The organism is bacterium, from assembly GCA_021372535.1.
Classification (GTDB): domain Bacteria; phylum Latescibacterota; class Latescibacteria; order Latescibacterales; family Latescibacteraceae; genus JAFGMP01.
In genome coordinates, this window is sequence record JAJFUH010000036.1 from 64,520 (window position 1) to 84,622 (window position 20,103).

The following is a 20,103-nucleotide window of genomic DNA, read 5'->3' on the forward strand; positions in this document are numbered from 1 at the left end:
TTTGTCAGTTGCTCTTTACCACAAAAAGAATGATATTGTTTCATCCGCTTGATGTAATAAAAATATCTAACCTGTCAGCCGGGCATGAACAATTTCAACGACAAACGTGATACCTATCGGTTTTTCCTGTCAGTAGTGCTCGCGTGTTCCTTGTTTGTATCATCCGGCGTACTCATGGCTGAAGAAACGGTTGTTCCGGTCGATTGCTACAACGAGTCTTCCGGATTTATTCTTGAGGGCCGTTACGATGAGGCAGAACATGCCGTCGATCGTTTTATCGGAGAAAATCCCGACGAACCGGCGGGACCGCTTCTGAAAGCTGCGGTTCTCCACTATCGCTGCATCGATTATGACGATTTTTCGCGCGATGAAGAATACAGGAAACTTCTCGATACCGCCGTAAAACTGGCAGAAGCAAAAATCAAGCGGAACGGACATGATTTATGGGCCCGGTATTTTTATAATTCCGCCCGGAGTCTCGATGCGGTGTGGTCGGTCACAAACGGGAGCTTCATCGCCGGCGTCACACGCGGCATGTCCGGAGCGCGGGGCATGTCGGAGATTATATCGGACGACAAGGAATTTTATGACGCTTATCTGATGGTGGGCGCATACCGTTTCTGGAAAAGCGTGTCAACCGAAAAGATTGACTGGCTGCCGTTTATCCGCGATAAACGGGACAGGGGACTTGCCGAGGTCAATTTTGCCATAGCCCGCGGTACATTGAACGGGGCATTATCCAACACTGTGCTCATTGAAATGCTTCTGGCGCATGATCCGGATGATGCGGTCGCCCTCTGTGAAACCATGGTTGACCGTTACCCGGCGTGCAGGCTTTTTGCCTGGCAGCTCGGCGAGGCATACAAACGGGCCGGACGATACGAGGATGCCGTGCGGGTACTGACCGGTCTTGCGGCGACGATGGAACGCGATCCGGCCGATGACGGTTCCGGGCCGCTCAGGTGCTGGTGGAAGCTTGCCGTACTGGCACAATCGATGAAAAAGAACAGTGATTGCGGGGATTACTGTAACAGGATCGTCACGCTCGGGCAGAAAAAGACCGTGTATGACCGCCAGCGAAAACGGATAGAAGGCGCCCGGAAGATGCTTGGAGAACTTGCCGATGAATAAGCAGAAACAACGTATTCTCGTTGTTGATAACGATAAAGCGATCTGCTGGGTGCTTGAGAAAGCATTCGAGGAGGAGGGATATACCGTCGATGTTGCGATGGACGGGAAAAGCGCTCTTGAAATGATCGATTCCATACGGTATTCTCTCGTAATCATGGATGTCATGATGCCCGTTATGGATGGTATTTCGGCGCTGAAAAAGATTCGTCAGCTCCCGGATCGCCCTGAGACCATAATCATTACCGCCCATTCGAGCATGGAGAATACCGTGGAGGCGATGAAGCTCGGAGCGTTCGATTTTATCGTCAAACCCTTCGATATAGACGAGCTTATAGCGCTTGCCAGCCGGGCGGTCGCACAATATGATACCCGTATGGAAGCCTCCCTGCAGAAAACGGCGAAGGAAACTGAGCGGATTGTCGGCGATTCACCCATCATGAGGGAACTCTACAAGCTGCTCGGACGGGTCGCTTCAACCGATTCCTCGGTTCTGATAACGGGTGAAACGGGGACGGGGAAGGATTTGTTCGCCCGCGCGATACATTTCCATTCGACGCGCCGCGAAAAACCGTTTATAACGGTGAACTGCGCATCCATTCCGGGAGAGCTGCTCGAAAGCGAGCTGTTCGGTCATGTCAGGGGCGCATTCACCGGCGCGACCGACGAGCGGAAAGGGAAATGCGAGCTTGCGGACGGCGGGACGCTGTTCCTCGATGAGATCGGCGCCATGCGGCTCGACCTTCAGGCAAAGCTTCTGACCTTCCTTCAGCGCAGCGAGTTCGAACGTGTCGGATCGTCGCACACCATCCATGTCAATGTCCGTGTCATCGCCGCCACGAATGCCGACCTGAAGGAGATGACCGCGCGCGGGAAGTTCAGGGAAGACCTCTATTACCGTCTCATGGTCGTTCCTCTTCACATACCGTCCCTGCGGGAACGGTCTGTCGATATTCCTGCGCTTGCCGCATATTTTGTCAACCGGTACAATACGAAGTACGGTCTCGGTTTTACCCTGTCAGATGAATTCCTCAAAGCGCTCCTCGACCGTGAATGGCCCGGGAATGTCCGGGAGCTTGAAAACTATATCCACAGGATGGTTGTATTGCAGCCCGGAAGTTTCGGAGTCGGGGATGACCGTCCGCTGGCTGTTCCCGAGCGGCCCGAACGTGAGAGCATAGATTATGTCGTTTCGAGCCTCGTAAAAAACTGCGAAACAAACCTTCTTGAGTCAGCCCATGAGCGGATAGAAAAACCGCTGCTGGAAAAACTCATGTCCGTCGTCGGTGAAAACCAGAGCGAAGCGGCCAAAATACTCGGAATCTCAAGAAATACGCTCAGAAAACTCCTGACAAAGTATTCGATGCTTTCCTGATATGAAAGACATTTAAGAGGAAACATAATAAGACAATTACCCTATAATATTTATAAAAATTTGACCACGAAGACACGAAGACGTGAATAGATATAACATACTATTTACACTGTATTTAGTAATTATTTATCGTTCGTATCAAAAATTATGAAACTTACATACGCGAACCCCCGTGTTCTATTAAAAGTTTTGTGATACGCACCATTTACGTGGAAATAAGCTGTCAAGAGTCGGCACGAAGTGCCGATTTACATGCCCTTGGCAGCAATAAAACAATACATTTTATCATGGGGCTTGTGAAAAATATACTTTTTCACAGCCCTCTTAAATTGATCGGAGTAATCGCAATTGCATTGTTTTGGTTACAATATCAGGGTTAAGACGAGCCTGTTTTTCATGTATTTTTCTCATATACCCGAACACGCTTGATTTTCAGTCTGCAAAAATCTATATTTATTAATCTTTCCGATAGAGAATATTCACTTTTTATGCAGGGATTTTCTGAGGTACTATGGCCCGAATCATTGCCATCACTAACCAGAAGGGAGGGGTCGGCAAAACCACAACGGCTGTCAATCTTGCCGCGAGTCTTGCCGCCCTTGAACGGAAAACGCTGCTCGTGGACATGGACCCTCAGGCGAATTCGACATCCGGTCTCGGTCTCGATGCCGATTCGATCGATAAAACCATCTACGAGCTGCTCATAGAAAAAATTCCCGCGGAAGAGGCGATAGTATCGACGGAAATCGAGTACCTCAAGCTGCTGCCTGCCAATATACGGCTCTCCGGGGCGCAGATCGAGCTGGTGAGTCTCATGGCCCGTGAGCGCAAGCTGCAGGCGGCGCTTGATACGCTCGACAGGCACTATCAGTATATTTTTATCGATTGTCCGCCATCGCTCGGTATTCTGACACTGAATGCCCTGACCGCGGCGAAATCGGTTCTTATCCCGATACAGTGCGAATACTACGCGCTCGAAGGTGTAGGGCAGTTGCTCAATACCATACGGCTTGTGCAGAAAAGCCTCAACCCCCGTCTCGTTATCGAGGGTATTCTGCTCACCATGTTCGACGGCCGTCTCAATCTGTCCAACCAGGTTGCCGAAGAGGTTCGCTCATATTTTGAGGATAAGGTCTACAAGACGGTCATAACGCGAAATGTGAAACTAGGCGAGGCTCCATCCTTCGGTAAGCCGATAATCCTGTACGATATTCTTTCGGTGGGCGCAAAAGCCTATCTCGAACTGGCCAGAGAGGTTGACAGTAATGCATAGGAAAGCGCTTGGCAAGGGCCTCGATGCCCTCTTCAAAACCGATTACCTCGAACAGCCGGCCGATCAGAAGCAGGCTGCCCGGAGAATCATCAGGGTTTCCGTCAACGACATTATCCCCAATCCTCATCAGCCCCGTGAACGGATATCTGAGGATGCGCTCGAAGACCTGAAGCGCTCGATTGCCGAAAACGGCATTCTCGAACCCCCCGTGGTACGGCGCAAGGGGGAGTTTTTCGAGCTTATCGCCGGTGAGCGCCGTTACAGGGCCGCAAAGGAGCTTAAATTCGAGGATATCGAGGTCATTCTCATGGATGTCGATTCCGATGAGAAGATGCTCATCCTTTCGCTTATCGAAAATATCCAGCGCGAGGACCTCAACGCCATCGAAGAAGCGAAGGCATACCATCAGATCATGACCAGCATGAATCTGACCCAGGAGGAGCTTTCGGACGTTGTGAGCAAGAACAGGAGCACGGTGGCGAATACACTCCGTCTCCTGACCCTGAGCGAGAGTGTCCAGACCATGATCGCCGAAAGGAAGCTTGCCCCGGGAAGCGCCCGCGCCCTCGTTGTCGTTCAGGACGATGATCTTCAGAAACAGCTCGCCGAAAGAATCGCCTCGGAGGGGCTTTCCGCCCGTAAAGCGGAACAACTGGTGAAACAGGCCCTTTCCCATGAGCCGCGTATCACGTCGCCGAAAAAACTGACTCCCGCCCTCGAATCGTTCCGCGATAAACTCCAGCACCGGTTCGGTACATCGGTGAAAATCAGGGGCGACGAGCGCAGCGGAAGCATCGAGATCGCTTACCGCTCGAAAGACGAGCTCGAAACCATCCTCGAAGTCCTCAGGGGCGGTCCGCTCGACTGAAAGAATTCCAAGAATAGTAGACGCCCGGAAAAAAACACCGCAGCCAAGAAATTATAAAAAATAATCATCCGCGTAAATCCGCGTTCTATTATGACTTTTTCTCTCCGAGCTTACCGCAGGCCCCGATAAAATCGTCCTTCCCGTGTATGTACCCGAACATGAGGCTCGTTCGCCACATCGCCTGCTGTTTGTTGAATTCCCCCCGTGTCGACTCCTTGTTCTCGACCGCGGTGACAGCTTCACGGATACAGCTGCACCGGTATCCGAGCCGTGACATGTCGAGCATTCCGCCCGGCGAGAACCAGAGACACCAGTTGATCGCAAATCCGATGTAGACGAGGTTCCATACACCCATGCCGCGGAGCACTTCCGTGAGCTGGTGCGCCGTGGTGACAACGTATTCGCTGTCGAGCGGCTTTGCCTGATCGGGAAAATCCATATGCGCGGAATAGTACGGTTCGGACTCGGTAAAACGTTTGCCGAACAGAAGCTCGATTTTACGGTCATCGGGAGGTTTCGGAGTGTCCGCACCCGGCGCTTTTGAAAGGCCGCGCGGCTCAGCACCGGCAAGACCGACAGCCCGGTTGAAGCCGGGGTACTTTTTTGCGTACCGCTCGTCGGATGCGACATGAACGACCGCTATTCCCGCTTTACGGGCTGCAGAAAGGACAGGGGGGATGACGGTCTCGATTATGGGGGCAGACCTGCTCGCCCATTCGAGCATGTCCATGACTCCGCCCGCCGGTCCCTCCGATGTGAACGGCAGCTCCGGTGAAAGGCCGATATTCCAGATGTGCATGGGAATGAGCGCCGTCTCCTCCGCCGGAACAGCGATATCGACCGATTCGCCCCAGCCTTTGAATCCGAGCGCGCCTTCGGTGCCTTGTGTGAAATCGATGGGGTAGTGACGGTAATATTCCCCTTTGAGACGGAGTATCCTGTTCGGGTCGGAGGGTTTGCGGGCTGTATTCTGTGCACGGGAAACCGGCGTACCGAGCGTTGTGATGAAACCGGCTGTACCGGCAAGCGATGTCGTTTGTATGAAATTTCTCCGTTTCATGGCAGCTCCGAAGGTTATGCCAGGCTGTATTAAAGCAGGCAGAATAGTTAATAGAAGTGATTATTGAAGATGCTGAAACCAGTTCAGCATGACGGCATCAACGTCACCCTGAATTTATTTCAGGGGCTATTGCACCCTTTATTAATTTGCTTAATGCAGCTTGTGTTTAACATGTCAAGTGTGAAATATGATAATCTCGTGTTTTGAACGGTAGAGTTTTATGGCATGTTATATCATGTAATACATTATATGAAATAATATAACATAATGCCTGTCAATGCGATATGCTCTTCATGGCAAGCTGTCCGCATGCTGCGAGAATATCGCCGCCTTTGCTTTTTCTCACAAGTGCCGTGACATTGCCCGCGAACAGGATTTTCTGGAATTCCTCGACCCTTTCGTTCGATGGCCGTCTGAATGGCGAACCCTCGAATTCATTGTAGACGATGAGATTGACCTTCGATGGGACGGTGCGGGCAAGAGCGCGGAGCTTCATCGCGTGTTCCGGAGAGTCGTTGACGCCGTCGATGAGGATATACTCGAACGTCACTCTCCGCTTTGTCGTGCGTGCAAACTCGCGCGCCGCGGCAAGCAGCGCGGCTATCGGGTAGCGGCGGTTTATCGGCATGAGTTCATTGCGGAGCTCGTCATCGGAGGCGTTGAGCGACAGTGCGAGGCCGATGCGCCTAAATTCACCGGCAAGGCGCGCGAAACCGGGAATGAGCCCGCATGTCGAGACGGTCACTTTGCGCTGGCCGATGGAAAGCCCCGTTTCCATGGTGATGATTTTAATCGCCTTGAGGACTGCATCGAGATTATCGAGCGGGTCTCCCATGCCCATGAACACGATGTTGGTCAAATCGCCTCCGGATGCCTTGAGCCGGCTTCTCATCCTGAGGAGTTGATCGACAATCTCTCCAGCGGTCAGGTTACGGATGAAACCCATGGCGCCCGTGCGGCAGAACGCACAGTTCATTTTACACCCGACCTGGGAGGATATGCACGCGGTAGTCCTGTCTTCGTCGCGGATTATCACGCTCTCGATACGGTTTCCGTCACTGAGCTCCCAGACAAATTTTTCGGTCGATTCGTCGGCGGATCGAATATGATCGGACTCCCGTACGGCGCCGATGATGAAGCGGTCGGCGATTTCTTCGCGGAAGCTCCTGGCGAGATTGGTCATTTCATCGAACGAGACGGCGCAGCGTTCATGAATCCACCTGAATATCTGATCCCCGCGGTATTTTTCTTTCGTTCCCGTTAAAAGCGACGAGATTTCGTGGGGCAGTAATCCCGTCAGTATGGTTTTATCCATGGTGGTTTCCTTTATTATGGAGGTGAATTTACCATATGACATTTAAACGTGCAAGAGCATTTTGGGTTCTTGCATTGCTCGTCGCGTTTGTGTATATTTTCATCCATGAATAATACAATGCAACATCGGTGCATCCTGATACTGTCACTGTGCACGGTAATCATGGCCTCATGCGGAGGAGGAACAAAGAGCATCCGCAATGTGGATTTATTCGCCGATATCAGCTCGTATAAGCCGTTGCAGTTTACCACCTCTCAATCTGCCGATTCTACCCTTAAAGTATACACGACATCTTTTAAAGTCCAGAATCCCCTTGTAAGTTCCGGTACATCCGTGCGCACGGTCGATCCGAACCACGAGAACGATATTTACTGCATGGCAACCCTTCTGGACAGCCTGTCGACCGAAGCAGATATAGCCCGCCACTGTTTTTCGGATTCTCTCGACGCCGCTGCCTGCGAATCCTACAGAGAAAAATACCTGACCGAGCAGGAAAGACCCGGAATGTTCCGCATCCGCATAACCATGGAATCGGGTTTCTCGTCCAAATCGATGGAACCCAAGCTCTGGTCGATGTATATCGAAAACTCTCGGGGAATAATGATCGAGCCGGCGGATATCGTCGTATCGCCTGTTACGGCGCAGAGGGATTCCATATTTTCCGACTTCCACCGGGTCTATCTGCCGCGCCGTCTCTTAAAACGCGATATCACACTGTATTTCAACAGGAAAACTTTTTTCGGGGAAGACCTTCTCAGCAGTAAAAATCCGTTTATCGTGTTTGTCATGACTTTTGAAAAAAGAACGCTCGTTCGTGTCGGTTGGAAAACATCCGCTTTTCCCGGAAAATAACCAGGTTTCTTCCCGCATGTTTTCCGTACGAGGTGCCCTGCAATGTATGAATTGACGGTTGATTCATCGTTCTCCGCCGCACACCAGCTCAGGGAATATGACGGCGCATGTTCCCGTCTCCACGGCCATTCATGGAAAGTTTCGGTAACAGTCGGTGTGCATGCCCTGGATGCGCTGGGGATAGGCATGGATTTTAAAAAAATCGCTTCTGTGCTCGATGGAATCGTCGACCGTTTCGATCATCAGAATCTCAACGACCTTGATGAGTTTTCGACTGTCAATCCGACAGCGGAAAACCTCGCGCGGATTATTTATGACCGAATTGCCGGGCAAATCGAAACCGGGGATGTCTCCGTTCTTTCGGTTACGGTAGCCGAAAGCGACCGTTACCGTGTAACCTACAGCAGGGATCGGGAAACCTCATGAGCGTTACGAAAAAAGCTGTCGTCCTCCTTTCGGGTGGTATAGATTCATCGACGACGCTTGCGATTGCATGCCATGAGGGTTATGAGCCATACGTCATCAGTTTCGGATACGGCCAGCGTCATGCCTGCGAGCTCGACTCGGCGCGCCGGGTTGCGGAGTCCATGAATGCTGCCCGCATGATCGTCGTCGATCTCGATCTGAGGCAGATCGGCGGCTCCGCGCTGACCGGTGATATCGATGTCCCCAAAAACCGGTCCGATGCGGACATCTCACGGTCGATTCCTGTCACATACGTTCCCGCGCGGAATACCATATTCCTCTCGATTGCCCTCGGCTGGGCGGAATCGCTCGGCGCCCACGATATTTTCATCGGTGTCACCGCCGTCGACTATTCCGGATATCCTGACTGCCGCCCTGAATTCATCAAAGCGTTTGAAACCATGGCGAACCTTGCCACCCGCGATGGGGTGGAAGGCTCCCGTTTCACAATCCATACGCCGCTCATTAACATGACCAAAGCCCAGATTATCAGGAAGGGTATCGAACTCGGCGTCGATTATTCTCTCACGCACAGTTGTTACGATCCTGCGCCGGACGGGTGCGCATGCGGCAGCTGCGACAGCTGTCTCCTCAGAAAAAAGGGATTTGCCGAAGCCGGAGTTCCCGATCCGACACGGTATGCCATATGAGTTGGTGATACATGACTTTATGTAACATTTATTGAGCATTGCAGGAGAATGAGATGAACAAGGATAAAAATAGTGCTGATTCTTTGAGGGAAACCGTTGTCGCCGCAGTAGATCAGACCCCCGTTCTCGATGTTCATACTCATCTGTATGACACGAATTTCGGCGAAATGCTCCTGTGGGGTATCGATGAGCTTCTGACCTATCATTACCTTATTGCGGAAGTATTCCGTGCTGCGCCCCTGCCATATGAAGAGTTCTGGTCGAAAACGAAAGTGGAGCAGGCGGACTATATCTGGAAACATCTCTTTATAGAGCGGTCGCCCGTCTCGGAGGCCTGCCGGGGGATAGTCACCTGTCTTAAAGCACTGGGACTCGATCCCGCCGAACGGAATCTGGGTTTATACCGCGCGTATTTTAAAAATTTGAAAGTTGCGGATTATATCGACCGTGTTTTCGATATCGCCGGTATCCGCGAGGTTGTCATGACCAACGACCCGTTTGACGATCTCGAACGTCCCCGGTGGAAAAGGACGATGAAACGCGATAAACGTTTTCGGGCGGCTCTCCGTATCGACAGGCTTCTCGTCGACTGGGAAAACGCGTGCACGGCCCTTTCCGGGTGGGGTTATGATGTGGAACAGCGTCTCGGAAGCTGGACTCTCAGTGAGATACGGCGGTTTCTGACCGACTGGTCGGCTATCATGAAACCGGCATATATGGCGGCCTCGCTGCCCCCCTCGTTCGAATATCCGGACGATTCGCCCTGCGGACGGATTATTGAGGAGTGTATCCTGCCGGTTGGCAGGGAGCTCGGCCTTCCTTTTGCCATGATGATCGGAGTCAAAAAACATGTTAATCCCGGCCTCGGATTGGCGGGCGACAGCCTCGGTAAAGCCGATATTGCCACGGTCGAGCGCCTGTGTTCCACATATCCGGACAATAAATTCTTCGTTACCATGCTCAGCCGCGAGAACCAGCACGAGCTCTGTGTGACCGCCCGTAAGTTCCCGAATCTCATGATTTTCGGCTGCTGGTGGTTTCTCAACAATCCCAGCATCATCCGTGAAATGACCGCCGAGCGTCTGGAGCTTCTCGGACTTTCCATGATTCCCCAGCATTCCGATGCCAGGGTTCTCGATCAGCTCTTGTACAAGTGGAAGCACTCGAGGACGGTCATCGCCGACCTGCTTGTTGAAAAATACAGCGATCTTGCTGAAGCGGGATGGAAAATAACCGGGGAAGAAGTGCGGCGTGATGTTTCATTGCTGTTCGGAGGTATTTTCGAGAAATTCCTTGGAGATAAGTGATATTCAGGAATAATAGTGAGAATTTCAACTGATTCCGTGTTTATTCCTGTTCGGCAGATTTATTGCCGATAATGAGGGTTCTCTGTTTTTGGGCAGATATTGTTGATTTTTATTTGACTTTACATATTAAATCAATTATCTTAAAAGACTAAGTTTGATGACCTGTTGGGGCGTCGACAAGTGGTAAGTCACGAGATTTTGGATCTCGCAATCGGAGGTTCGAATCCTCCCGCCCCAGCCATTATATATCAGCGCTTATTATAACGATAACATATACTAACGTGGGAGGTATAATGCCGGAAGCGAGTTTGGTTGCGCATAAACGAGAACAAAAAGGTAAACAGGCGGCTAAACAGCTCAGACGTGAAGGGCTGATTCCGGGGATACTCTATGGTCCCGGCGAAGAACCTTCGATGCTGACGATCAATATGAAAGAGCTGTTGAACCTGCTTCATGCTTTTGGAAGAAATGTGATTGTTAATCTCGGCGTTGATACATCAAAGAAAAAAATCAAAGCATTTATCTACGACATTCAGCACGATCCTATCTCAGGCGACATTATTCATGTCGATCTGAAGCATATTAACCTCAAAGAAAAGATACGTATCTCCGTTCCCGTTCAACTGACCGGTGTTCCCGAGGGAGTGAAGAACGAAGGCGGTATCCTCGAGCACAGCCTGCACACTCTTGAGATTCTGTGCCTGCCTGTGAATATTCCGGAGCGTATCACCATCGATGTTTCCGGTCTGCATCTCGGTGATGCAGTTCATATCGGTGATATTGCGACAACAGATTTTGAATTTATATCCGAAAAAACCAGCACTGTTGTTCATGTAATTGCACCGAAAATCGCGAAGGTTGTGGAAGAAGCACCGGCTGAAGAAGGTGAATTGCCCGCCGAGCCTGAGGTTATCGGCGAGGAGGAATAAGTTTGTGCTCACTGTCGTGGGACTCGGTAATCCGGGTAACGCCTATGCGAAAACACGGCATAATGCCGGTTTTATGCTTCTGGACAGCATCGTTGACGGGCGTTTCGACAACAGTATGAAGTTTCCTATTACCGGCCTTGATTTCTCGCGGCGTTTTATGGGGGCAAAACCCCGTTTTAAAAAGTCGAACGGTCCCTTTTTAAGTATAGAAACAGAGATCGATGCCATCCGGTGCTGTTTTGTAAAACCGATAACATTTATGAACGATTCGGGACGGGCTCTGACGAGTCTGCGGAGCCGCGGAATTTTCAGGGACATCAGTGAACTGCTTATCGTTGTGGATGACGTTGATCTTGATGTAGGACGTATCAGGCTGCGCTCAAAAGGTTCCGCGGGCAGCCATAACGGCCTTAAAAGCATTGTTCAGCATCTCGGGACCGAAGAATTCAATCGCTTGAGGATCGGCGTCGGCCCTCGGCCGCCCGGATCGGAAATGATCGAATTTGTCCTCGGTTCGTTCAAACCGGACGATTTACCGGCGTTACACACATCACTTGCACAGTCTGTTTCTGTTGTTGAGGCATGGATTACCGGGGGGTATGAAAAAGCGAACACTGTAATTTCACAAGTGTAATCCCCACAATCACAAAACTCACGGAGGATGGTTGCATGTTACTTACCGTCGCCCCATTTCTTGGATTACTCGGGCTTGCTATTGTTCTGTTAATTTATGCCTGGATTAAGAGGCAGCCTGCAGGCACCGATATCATGAAACATATTTCCGACGAAATTCATACCGGTGCAATGGCGTTTCTCAGGCAGGAATATACGGTACTCCTTGTATATGCAATTATAGTATTTCTCCTGCTTGCATTCTTCTTGCCGCAGTTCGGTTTTCAGACTGCGATTGCATTTGTTTCCGGTGCAGCATGCTCGGTGATTGCCGGTTTTATCGGGATGAATGCGGCAACACGCGCCAATGTCAGAACCTCCTGGGCGGCAAACCAGTTCGGTCAGGGACGGGCGTTGACGGTTGCTTATTTCGGCGGCGCGGTGATGGGTCTTGCTGTTGCGAGCCTTGGCCTTCTCGGTCTTTCGATATTTTTCAAGATATATCCTTCGCCGCATGAATCGTCGATTATCAGCGGTTTTGCGATGGGAGCATCGTCCATAGCTCTGTTTGCGAGGGTTGGCGGCGGAATTTATACGAAAGCCGCCGATGTGGGCGCCGACCTCGTTGGTAAAGTGGAAGCGGGGATTCCCGAGGACGATCCGAGAAATCCGGCCACCATCGCTGACAATGTCGGCGATAATGTCGGCGATATCGCCGGGCTTGGCGCGGACATATTCGAATCGTATGTCGGTTCGGTTGTCGGTACGCTGGCAATCGCCGCCACTGCGACCGCATCCCTGAGATTCGGCGATGTAATTGTGAACAACCAGCTTGTATTCATGCAGCTTCCCATTTACATAATCATGCTCGGACTGGTGGCATCGTTTTTCGGCGTTTTTTCAATCAAGATTCTCAAGAATATCGATCCCGCCAGCGCATTGAGATACTCGACCTTCATCAGCGCGGGGCTGTTTCTCGTAGCCGCGTATTTCCTGATTACCGGCTTGACCGGTGTGAGCGGCCCGTTCTGGGCGATTGTCTCCGGGACAATTGCCGGTATCATCATCGGACTTATAACCGAGTACTATACCGGCGGGAATCCGATACGGAAAATCGCCGATGCATCGTTGACCGGACCTGCAACTAATGTGATTACCGGTCTTTCCATCGGTATGGAATCCACCATAGCTCCCGTTATCGTTCTCTGTATAGCCATATACGTTTCTTATCAGTCTGCGGGTCTTTACGGCATCGGTATTGCGGCGGTCGGCATGCTTGCGACTGTCGGTGTCACCATGACCGTTGATGCTTATGGTCCTATCGCCGATAATGCCGGAGGAATTTCCGAAATGAGCGGTCTCGGGCCTGAAACCCGCGCCATTACCGACAAGCTCGATTCCCTCGGAAACACCACGGCGGCAATGGGGAAAGGCTTCGCCATCGGTTCCGCCGCTCTGACCGCGCTCACTCTGTTTGCGGCGTTTGCTTCGGCGGCGCAGATCACCAGTATCGACCTTCTCAATACACAAGTCGTTATCGGCCTGTTTCTGGGCGGATGTCTTCCGTTCTTTGTCGCTTCCTCCACCATGCGTTCAGTCGGCAAGGCAGCCTTTAAGATGGTCGAGGAAGTCCGCCGTCAGTTCCGTGAAATACCCGGGCTTATGGAAGGCAAAGCAAAACCCGATACCGCGAAGTGCGTGCAGATTTCGACAAAAGCCGCGCTCGTCGAGATGCTCCTTCCGGGGCTTACGGCGGTTATCGCTCCCATTCTCGTTGGTTTGATCATCGGCAGTGCCGCGCTTGGCGGATTCCTCGGCGGCGCGACGGTGACCGGTGTTCTCATGGCGCTCTTTATGGCGAATGCCGGAGGCGCATGGGACAACGCCAAGAAAACGATCGAAGCGGGTCTTCATGGCGGCAAGGGTTCCCCGGCTCATAAAGCCGCGGTTGTCGGCGATACCATCGGCGATCCGTTCAAGGATACAAGCGGTCCTGCCATGAACATTCTCATCAAGCTCATGAGCGTGGTTTCGCTGGTTCTGGCTCCGCTGCTTCTTCATCTGGGGAAATAACGGACGGTTCTTTCACAGTAATCCTGAGGAGTACCCGGTATTATTATATAGAGCTTTTTTAAGTTACATCATAATATAACGGGCCTGGTTCATGCACCAGCGGCCGGGCCCGCAATAATAATTTTTTCAATCATGTATCCCTGCTCATCGCCATCCAGCCCTGGATCGGGATGAGCCGGTGTCCGGAGGGAGGAAATAATGAGAAAATACGATACCACATTTATTATCGATGGTACGTTCGATCAGACGCAGCGTGAAGCGCTGATCGGAAAATTCGAGGCTTCACTGAAAAAATTGGGTGCCGAAATCATCCGAATTGTACGGTGGGGACAGCGTGAATTGGCCTATGTGGTCAAGAAACGCACCCATGGTTATTATGTCATATTTTATTACAGCGCCGATCCTTCCATGATCAAGCCGTTTGAAAACGAATTGAAGCTCAACGAAAGTATTCTCCGGTTCATGACCCTTGTGACCGATGGGAAACACCCCGATTACATCAGGGACGAGACCATAGCGCCGGCCAGTGGAACGGTGGCTGCGGAATCCGTTGCGATTGCGGAAGATGAAATCGAACTGCCGGAAGAATTACCCGAAGAGGAAACCGATACCATCGACGAGTTGTCCGATGATGAGGCTATTGACGGGGATGATGAGAATGACGAGAGTGGGGAAGAAGCTTTGGATGGCGATTCTGATTCCGATGATAACGAACCGGATGAAAATGATGATGCCGACGATACCAAGGAGGTGGAATAGTGCTGAAGACAAAAGTGAAGGTATGCAGGTTCTGTGAGAACAAGGACCGTGATTTTAATTACAAGAATGAAAGAAAATGGCGTGCATATATTACCGAGCGGGGGAAAATAATACCGCGACGTATGACCGGAACATGTGCCAAACACCAGCGTAAAATAAATACGGCGATCAAGCGGGCGCGGTACATGGCGATTTTACCGTTTACGTCCGAGAGCATTCGATAATATACGGATAAATTGATTCGTACATCGAGCGGTGAGACAGGGATCTGAATGGTATACTCGAATCGTTTAAACCAGCTCATAGTATCATTGGGCGCAGGAGTGTCAGCCGGGGCTCTTTTCACCTGGATTGTGGGCGATATCGATGCCGCACATTACGTCGTTGAATTCCTGAGCATCGGGCCCATTGAAATCCCGTTTATCGTGCTTGCCGCAGTACTGAGCCGCAAGTACTCATGGGGCATGGGGGCTGTGTATACGCTCATCGGAACGGCGGTTTCCCTGTTCATGGCATATCCCGGATTCTCGGTAACTTCGGTGATTTTCCTTAAAACTGCCTTGATGGGTGTGGTTCTCGGTGAATCGGCATGGTTCGGCGGCAGATTTACCGGGAGACTTGCCGCGGTTGCGCTTCCTGGTTTCGTACTGGCCGTTGCGTTCGGATTTCCCCTGATTGCCGGCGGCGTTCCCGCGGATGTGCTCGATGATATCAGGAATGAATCGCTCGAGATGTATAAGGCGTTCATGTCGAATGATGATGCGGTCAATGCTGTTGAAAATGCCCTGTACCTGTTCAAATTCTTTTTCCGGGTCAGTCTTGGGATACTCTTTCTGGGGTCCCTTGTCGTATCCTGGCTGTCGTTTCTTGGCGCGCGATGGTTGATGGTGAGGCTCAGGGAGGAACCTGAGCCGGTACCACCGCTGTATGCATTTGCTCTGCCGTTTCACGCGGTCTGGCTTTTTATTCTGGGCCTCGGATTGTATCTGGGGGAGTTCAAACCCTTGTTGCCGGTCGCTCTCAATCTGTTGTTTATCATGGCGTTTTTATATGGGATTCAAGGGCTTGCGGTTGTCATGCATTTCATGAACAGGGTATCCATGGGGCGTTTCCCGCGTGTGTTTTTCTGGCTGATCTTTTTTGTAACGATAACATTTTCGTTTGTTATTTTGATTTTTACCGGTATTATTGATAATTGGTTCAATCTGAGATCATTACCGTTCTCAACGCAGACAAACGGTGAAGAAGAGGAAAACAAAGATGAAAGTGATTCTTAGAGAAGATGTAAAAGGGAAAGGCCGTGCAGGCCAGATTATCGAGGTAAAACCCGGGTATGCCCGTAATTATCTTGTTCCCCGGGGATTCGCATACCTGTCTACGGACAGCAACCTTAAAGTGTACGAGCACGAAAAAGTCTTTAAGGCCAAAGAGCAGGAGAAAATCCGCATCGAAGCCGAACAGTTTAAAAAAGAGATCGAGAAAATCTCTCTTACCGCCGCGGTTAAAGTCGGTGATGACGGCAAACTGTTCGGTTCCGTCACTACCCATACGATTGCCGATCTCCTGAAAGAAAAGGGATATGAATGCAATCACCGGAAGATCAACATTGCGGAACCGATCAAGGAACTCGGCGTGTATGAAGTCGGGGTTGATCTCGGCGCGGCTATCGAAGCACGTATAAAAGTCTGGGTTGTCAAGGAATAATATTTCGCAATCCTCAGCATAAAACATTACAGCAGGATTCGGCTTCATGATTGAGGTATTTGTATCGGGGCTGGCGTACGATACGCTTTCCAATGCTCCGGTCGTTCTTTTGAAAGAACGGACGGGAAACCGTTTTCTGACTATCTGGATCGGACCGAGCGAGGCAGGCGCCATTGCCCTTGAGCTTTCCGGTGTCTCGTACAAGAGGCCTTTGACGCATGATCTTCTTAAGTCGGTCTTGAACGGGCTTGATGCAATAGTTCAGAAAGTTGTCGTGAGCTCGTTGAAAGACAACACATTTTATGCAAAATTTTATATCAAGGCTTCCGAAAACGCTATAATCGAGATCGATGCGAGACCATCCGATTCAATCGCTATGGCGCTGAAAATGAAAGCTCCAATCTATATTTCGGAAGAACTCGATGAGTCGATGATCGAGCTTTCGCCGAATGCCGAAGACCCCGATGATGAGGCTGATACATTTTTACCGCTCGATTTGAAAAAACGTCTCAGGAATATCAATCCTGAGGATTTCGGTGACTTCAACCTGTGATTGTTGTTCATATGCTCAAATTTTACGCCAGAAAAGCGATGTGCACGGTGATTGCCTTGACCCTGATCCTGGTGGCCGGGGGCAATGCCGGAGCCGATAACGGTACTGCCGAAGCACTTTTCAGACGCGGGCTCGTGAGATTCAATCAGGGGAAGTATGTTTCCGCTCGTCTCGATTTTTCCGAAATTGTGGAAAAATACAAAACATCCCCCCGTATCACTCATTCCTACATGCTTCTTTCCAAGACATATTACAATATTGGCGATTTCGACCAGGCGGTCTCGGTCGCTTCTGACCTGAAACGTCTGTACCCGAAAAGCGGGTATGCCGAGTGGACCGATTATATTATCAGCGCTTGTTATTTCCGTCAGAACAAGCTGCAGGAAGCGCTCGATATACTCACCCGTCTCGCCGCCGATTCGCATGATGAAAATGTGAAAAAGCACTCGCTCCGGGCCTTGCGCTTTGTGATTCAGCCTGCTGTCGATTCGGATACGTTTACGGCCGCGCTCAGCGAACGTGGCATCAAGGAATCCGACCTCGATCAGGCAGAACCATTCGATACCGGCGACAACCGGTCTTCTTTTACCCTCGATACCGGGCCGGAAACGCAATCCGTACCCCCGCCACAGGGAATGGAAACCGTTCTCAGAATAGGGCTTCTTGCCCCGCTCACCGGTGTTTACTCGCAGCAGGGCGAACTCCTCCTGAAGGGTGTGAAAGCGGCATTCGATGAAAAGAATGCCCTGGGCGACTCGGTCAGCCTTGTCGTCGAGGACACCGAATCAGACCAGATCACCGCCGTTCTCAAAACACGTGCACTCATTGAGGAGGGTGTTGTAGCCATTATCGGTCCTGTCTACGGGGAGTCCACGGTTACCGCAGCTGTCGAGGCAAATGCATCGCATATCCCTTTTGTTGCCCCGACCGCCCAGAACAGCGGCTTGACCGAAATCGGCGATTATGTTTTCCAGTTGAATCTGAATCCATCCGTTCAGGCGGAAGCACTGGCCGATTTTGCCGTGAACACGCTCGGTTTTTCCACCGTCGGCATAATCGCAACCAAGGATGACTGGGGCGAAGAAGTTTCCGAAAAATTCGGGAGCGAGGTTATGCAGCGAGGCGCCCGTGTCATCAAAACCGCCCTTGTCGACCAGAACATAGCGCTTCAGGACATGAATCCGGTTATCATGAGTTTCCGCGATAACGCCCCGGAATCCCACGCGCTTCCCGAAAGCACGATCGTTATCGACAACGGAAGCGCTTTTCCCGATACGATAATCGTTAAGCTCGATCCCGCTCTGTACGGTCCCCAGCGTCTTGTCCCGATACATACCATCGACGGTATTCTTGTTTCCGCTCTTGCGTTCGACGCTATCCTGATTGCCCAGCATATCATCGAGTATAATATCAGCACCATTCTTCTGGGTGATTCGGGATGGAGCAGTGAAAACATCGCCGAGGAAGGCGGAAACGCTGTGGACGGTTCGTATATCGTATCGGCGGGCGGCGATTATTTCGGTGCCTTTGGAAGCGATTACAGCAGTACTGTCAGTGATATTATATCATTGAAAGGATATGACGCGCTGGCGATCGTTCTCGAGTGTCTTGCAAACGGCGCCCGAAACCCGGAAGATATCCGCACCGCTCTTCAATCGCTGCGGGAATACAAAGGCTTATCATCAATGATCACCATCGATCCCGAACGCCGGACCAACATCGCAGTCGATTTTATAAAAATACAGAACGGTACCTATATCAGAATACCTCATAAATCACCGGTTTCGGGTGAATGACAGTACCGGCAATCTCCGGGTATATGCATAATGAATATGAAACGCCTTTTATGTTGGGCTTTTCTGGTTGCAGTCATTGCTTCTGCTCGATCCCGGTATCTCAATGCGCTCGATATGAACGGATTCCTCGATGACGATGTCGACATAGAATCCGTCTGTTCCGACCTGCCGCCTTCCTTCAATCTCGCTAAAGCTTCTATGGATTCGTTTCTTGAACTCCCCTTTTTTACTGCCGAATCCGCCCGCACGGTCATCGCCGCCCGTGATTCCCTCTCATTTTCATATGTTCAATCACACATCGAGGACATTCCCGGATTGTCCCCCATGGAATATGCAGTGCTTGCATATTACACACTGCCGCAGATGCCGTTGTCCATCCGTGATTTTTCCGGCTCTCTGCGACAGGGTATCATATACAATCCTGAAGATGCAACATTTCCAGAAAGCAGATATTATACCCGATTGGAGGCTCAAAACGGGCACAGAATACGGTTTACAGTGCTCGGTGAACGCGATCCCGGGGAGCCGGAAGCCTTCGACCTGTTTTCCGGCAGTGTCGAACTTAATCTCGACCAGGGCCGAACACGTGTGGTCATCGGGGATTTTCGCCCCGGATTTGCCCAGGGACTCCTGTTTTCACGGTATGGCCGTGTCTATGGAAACGGCGCAAGCATCTTGCTCCGCGACCCGGAGAATGTGGTCAACACCTCGTTTGAGGAAACACGTTTTCTGCGTGGCGGGTATGTATCGGTGAAAAGAAAGCTGTTTACCGTTCATGCATGGACATCGGTCCGGCGCCTCGATGCGACGCTTGACGGAGAAGGGAAAGCCATAACGATCCGTGACACCGGCTACCATCTTGCGGGAAGCGTGCACAATAATCTGACGGAAAAAATACATGCCGCACGGGTTGTATTCACTCCATATGAGAGGCTTATCTGCGCTGTCGCGGGCGTGGTTTCGGATTACAATCCCTCGCTTGCCCGTAAGGAAGGCGAGGAATATTACTACGATCCCGAAGGCTCGGTATTCCGTCATGTTTCGTTTGACGGCTCATTTTCGCATGGCCCGGGAACCGTATTCGGAGAGCTCGTTTATATGGATGGCGGAGAACATGCATATATCGGTGGAGTTACAGTAACACAAAAAAATATAAAGAGTTCCGTGTTGTTCAGACATTACAGCACAGGGTACTGGTCGCTGCACTCAAGCGGGTTTTCCTCTTTTGGGAATACATCGAATGAAGAGGGAGTTTATTCTGCGCTCCAGGCAGGGCTTCCTTTTGGCGCACGTTTCCTTGCGTCCATGGACCTTGCTGGTATGCTCTACAGAAGAAAAACGTCACCGCTGCCCGAATCGCGCGAAAAATTGAATATCGTTCTTC

At 51.0% G+C, this 20,103-nt stretch carries 20 protein-coding genes and 1 tRNA gene; 19 read left to right on the plus strand and 2 right to left on the minus strand.

What is annotated here, in order from left to right; all coding sequences use genetic code 11:
• Positions 1–174: 174 nt before the first annotated feature.
• The 4 genes from LLG96_03520 (at position 175) to LLG96_03535 (ending at position 4,644) form a co-directional block, all read left to right on the plus strand.
• Complete coding sequence (locus tag LLG96_03520) at positions 175–1,131, plus strand: tetratricopeptide repeat protein (protein ID MCE5249268.1); 957 nt, start codon at positions 175–177, stop codon at positions 1,129–1,131.
• Positions 1,124–2,503, plus strand: coding sequence for a sigma-54 dependent transcriptional regulator (locus tag LLG96_03525; protein ID MCE5249269.1), 1,380 nt, complete (start codon positions 1,124–1,126; stop codon positions 2,501–2,503). The genes LLG96_03520 and LLG96_03525 overlap by 8 nt, the downstream gene beginning before the upstream one ends.
• 511 nt (positions 2,504–3,014) lie before the next feature.
• A complete protein-coding gene (locus LLG96_03530; GenBank protein ID MCE5249270.1) occupies positions 3,015–3,776 on the plus strand; it encodes an AAA family ATPase in 762 nt (253 codons plus the stop codon).
• Positions 3,769–4,644 (plus strand): ParB/RepB/Spo0J family partition protein, encoded by an 876-nt coding sequence (locus LLG96_03535; GenBank protein ID MCE5249271.1) that lies wholly within the window; start codon positions 3,769–3,771, stop codon positions 4,642–4,644. Before LLG96_03530 ends, LLG96_03535 begins: the two co-directional genes overlap by 8 nt.
• Positions 4,645–4,732: 88 nt before the next feature.
• Here LLG96_03535 and LLG96_03540 read toward each other — a convergent pair whose 3' ends face one another.
• Both LLG96_03540 and rlmN read right to left on the minus strand, forming a co-directional pair.
• Positions 4,733–5,704 carry a hypothetical protein gene (locus LLG96_03540; protein ID MCE5249272.1) on the minus strand — a complete coding sequence of 324 codons (972 nt, stop codon included), beginning with the start codon at positions 5,702–5,704 and terminating at the stop codon, positions 4,733–4,735.
• 274 nt (positions 5,705–5,978) lie between these two features.
• Positions 5,979–7,019, minus strand: coding sequence for a 23S rRNA (adenine(2503)-C(2))-methyltransferase RlmN (gene rlmN, locus LLG96_03545; GenBank protein MCE5249273.1), 1,041 nt, complete (start codon positions 7,017–7,019; stop codon positions 5,979–5,981).
• A gap of 117 nt (positions 7,020–7,136) precedes the next feature.
• Here rlmN and LLG96_03550 point away from each other — a divergent pair, with 117 nt between their 5' ends.
• The 15 genes from LLG96_03550 to LLG96_03620 all read left to right on the plus strand — a co-directional run.
• Positions 7,137–7,871, plus strand: coding sequence for a hypothetical protein (locus LLG96_03550; GenBank protein ID MCE5249274.1), 735 nt, complete (start codon positions 7,137–7,139; stop codon positions 7,869–7,871).
• A gap of 42 nt (positions 7,872–7,913) precedes the next feature.
• A complete protein-coding gene (gene queD, locus LLG96_03555; protein ID MCE5249275.1) occupies positions 7,914–8,297 on the plus strand; it encodes a 6-carboxytetrahydropterin synthase QueD in 384 nt (127 codons plus the stop codon).
• The gene (gene queC / locus LLG96_03560) at positions 8,294–8,986 is read left to right on the plus strand and encodes a 7-cyano-7-deazaguanine synthase QueC (protein ID MCE5249276.1); all 693 of its coding nucleotides are present in this window, start codon (positions 8,294–8,296) and stop codon (positions 8,984–8,986) included. The genes queD and queC overlap by 4 nt, the downstream gene beginning before the upstream one ends.
• 53 nt (positions 8,987–9,039) lie before the next feature.
• The gene (locus tag LLG96_03565; protein ID MCE5249277.1) at positions 9,040–10,293 is read left to right on the plus strand and encodes a glucuronate isomerase; all 1,254 of its coding nucleotides are present in this window, start codon (positions 9,040–9,042) and stop codon (positions 10,291–10,293) included.
• A 166-nt stretch (positions 10,294–10,459) separates the two neighbouring features.
• A tRNA-Gln gene (locus tag LLG96_03570) sits at positions 10,460–10,534 on the plus strand.
• Positions 10,535–10,586: 52 nt separating this feature from the next.
• The gene (locus LLG96_03575; GenBank protein ID MCE5249278.1) at positions 10,587–11,222 is read left to right on the plus strand and encodes a 50S ribosomal protein L25; all 636 of its coding nucleotides are present in this window, start codon (positions 10,587–10,589) and stop codon (positions 11,220–11,222) included.
• Between the two features lie 4 nt (positions 11,223–11,226).
• A complete protein-coding gene (gene pth / locus LLG96_03580) occupies positions 11,227–11,856 on the plus strand; it encodes an aminoacyl-tRNA hydrolase (GenBank protein MCE5249279.1) in 630 nt (209 codons plus the stop codon).
• Between the two features lie 35 nt (positions 11,857–11,891).
• Complete coding sequence (locus LLG96_03585; protein ID MCE5249280.1) at positions 11,892–13,907, plus strand: sodium-translocating pyrophosphatase; 2,016 nt, start codon at positions 11,892–11,894, stop codon at positions 13,905–13,907.
• Between the two features lie 198 nt (positions 13,908–14,105).
• Entirely contained in the window at positions 14,106–14,666 is a 561-nt protein-coding gene (rpsF, locus tag LLG96_03590; GenBank protein ID MCE5249281.1) for a 30S ribosomal protein S6, read from the plus strand.
• The gene (gene rpsR / locus LLG96_03595; GenBank protein MCE5249282.1) at positions 14,663–14,890 is read left to right on the plus strand and encodes a 30S ribosomal protein S18; all 228 of its coding nucleotides are present in this window, start codon (positions 14,663–14,665) and stop codon (positions 14,888–14,890) included. Before rpsF ends, rpsR begins: the two co-directional genes overlap by 4 nt.
• A gap of 48 nt (positions 14,891–14,938) precedes the next feature.
• Positions 14,939–15,943, plus strand: coding sequence for a YybS family protein (locus LLG96_03600; GenBank protein MCE5249283.1), 1,005 nt, complete (start codon positions 14,939–14,941; stop codon positions 15,941–15,943).
• A complete protein-coding gene (rplI, locus tag LLG96_03605) occupies positions 15,927–16,370 on the plus strand; it encodes a 50S ribosomal protein L9 (protein MCE5249284.1) in 444 nt (147 codons plus the stop codon). Before LLG96_03600 ends, rplI begins: the two co-directional genes overlap by 17 nt.
• A 46-nt stretch (positions 16,371–16,416) precedes the next feature.
• The gene (locus LLG96_03610; protein ID MCE5249285.1) at positions 16,417–16,923 is read left to right on the plus strand and encodes a bifunctional nuclease family protein; all 507 of its coding nucleotides are present in this window, start codon (positions 16,417–16,419) and stop codon (positions 16,921–16,923) included.
• The gene (locus tag LLG96_03615; protein MCE5249286.1) at positions 16,920–18,719 is read left to right on the plus strand and encodes a penicillin-binding protein activator; all 1,800 of its coding nucleotides are present in this window, start codon (positions 16,920–16,922) and stop codon (positions 18,717–18,719) included. Before LLG96_03610 ends, LLG96_03615 begins: the two co-directional genes overlap by 4 nt.
• 30 nt (positions 18,720–18,749) lie before the next feature.
• The coding region (locus LLG96_03620) for a hypothetical protein (GenBank protein MCE5249287.1) at positions 18,750–20,103 on the plus strand (1,354 nt) is incomplete at its 3' end.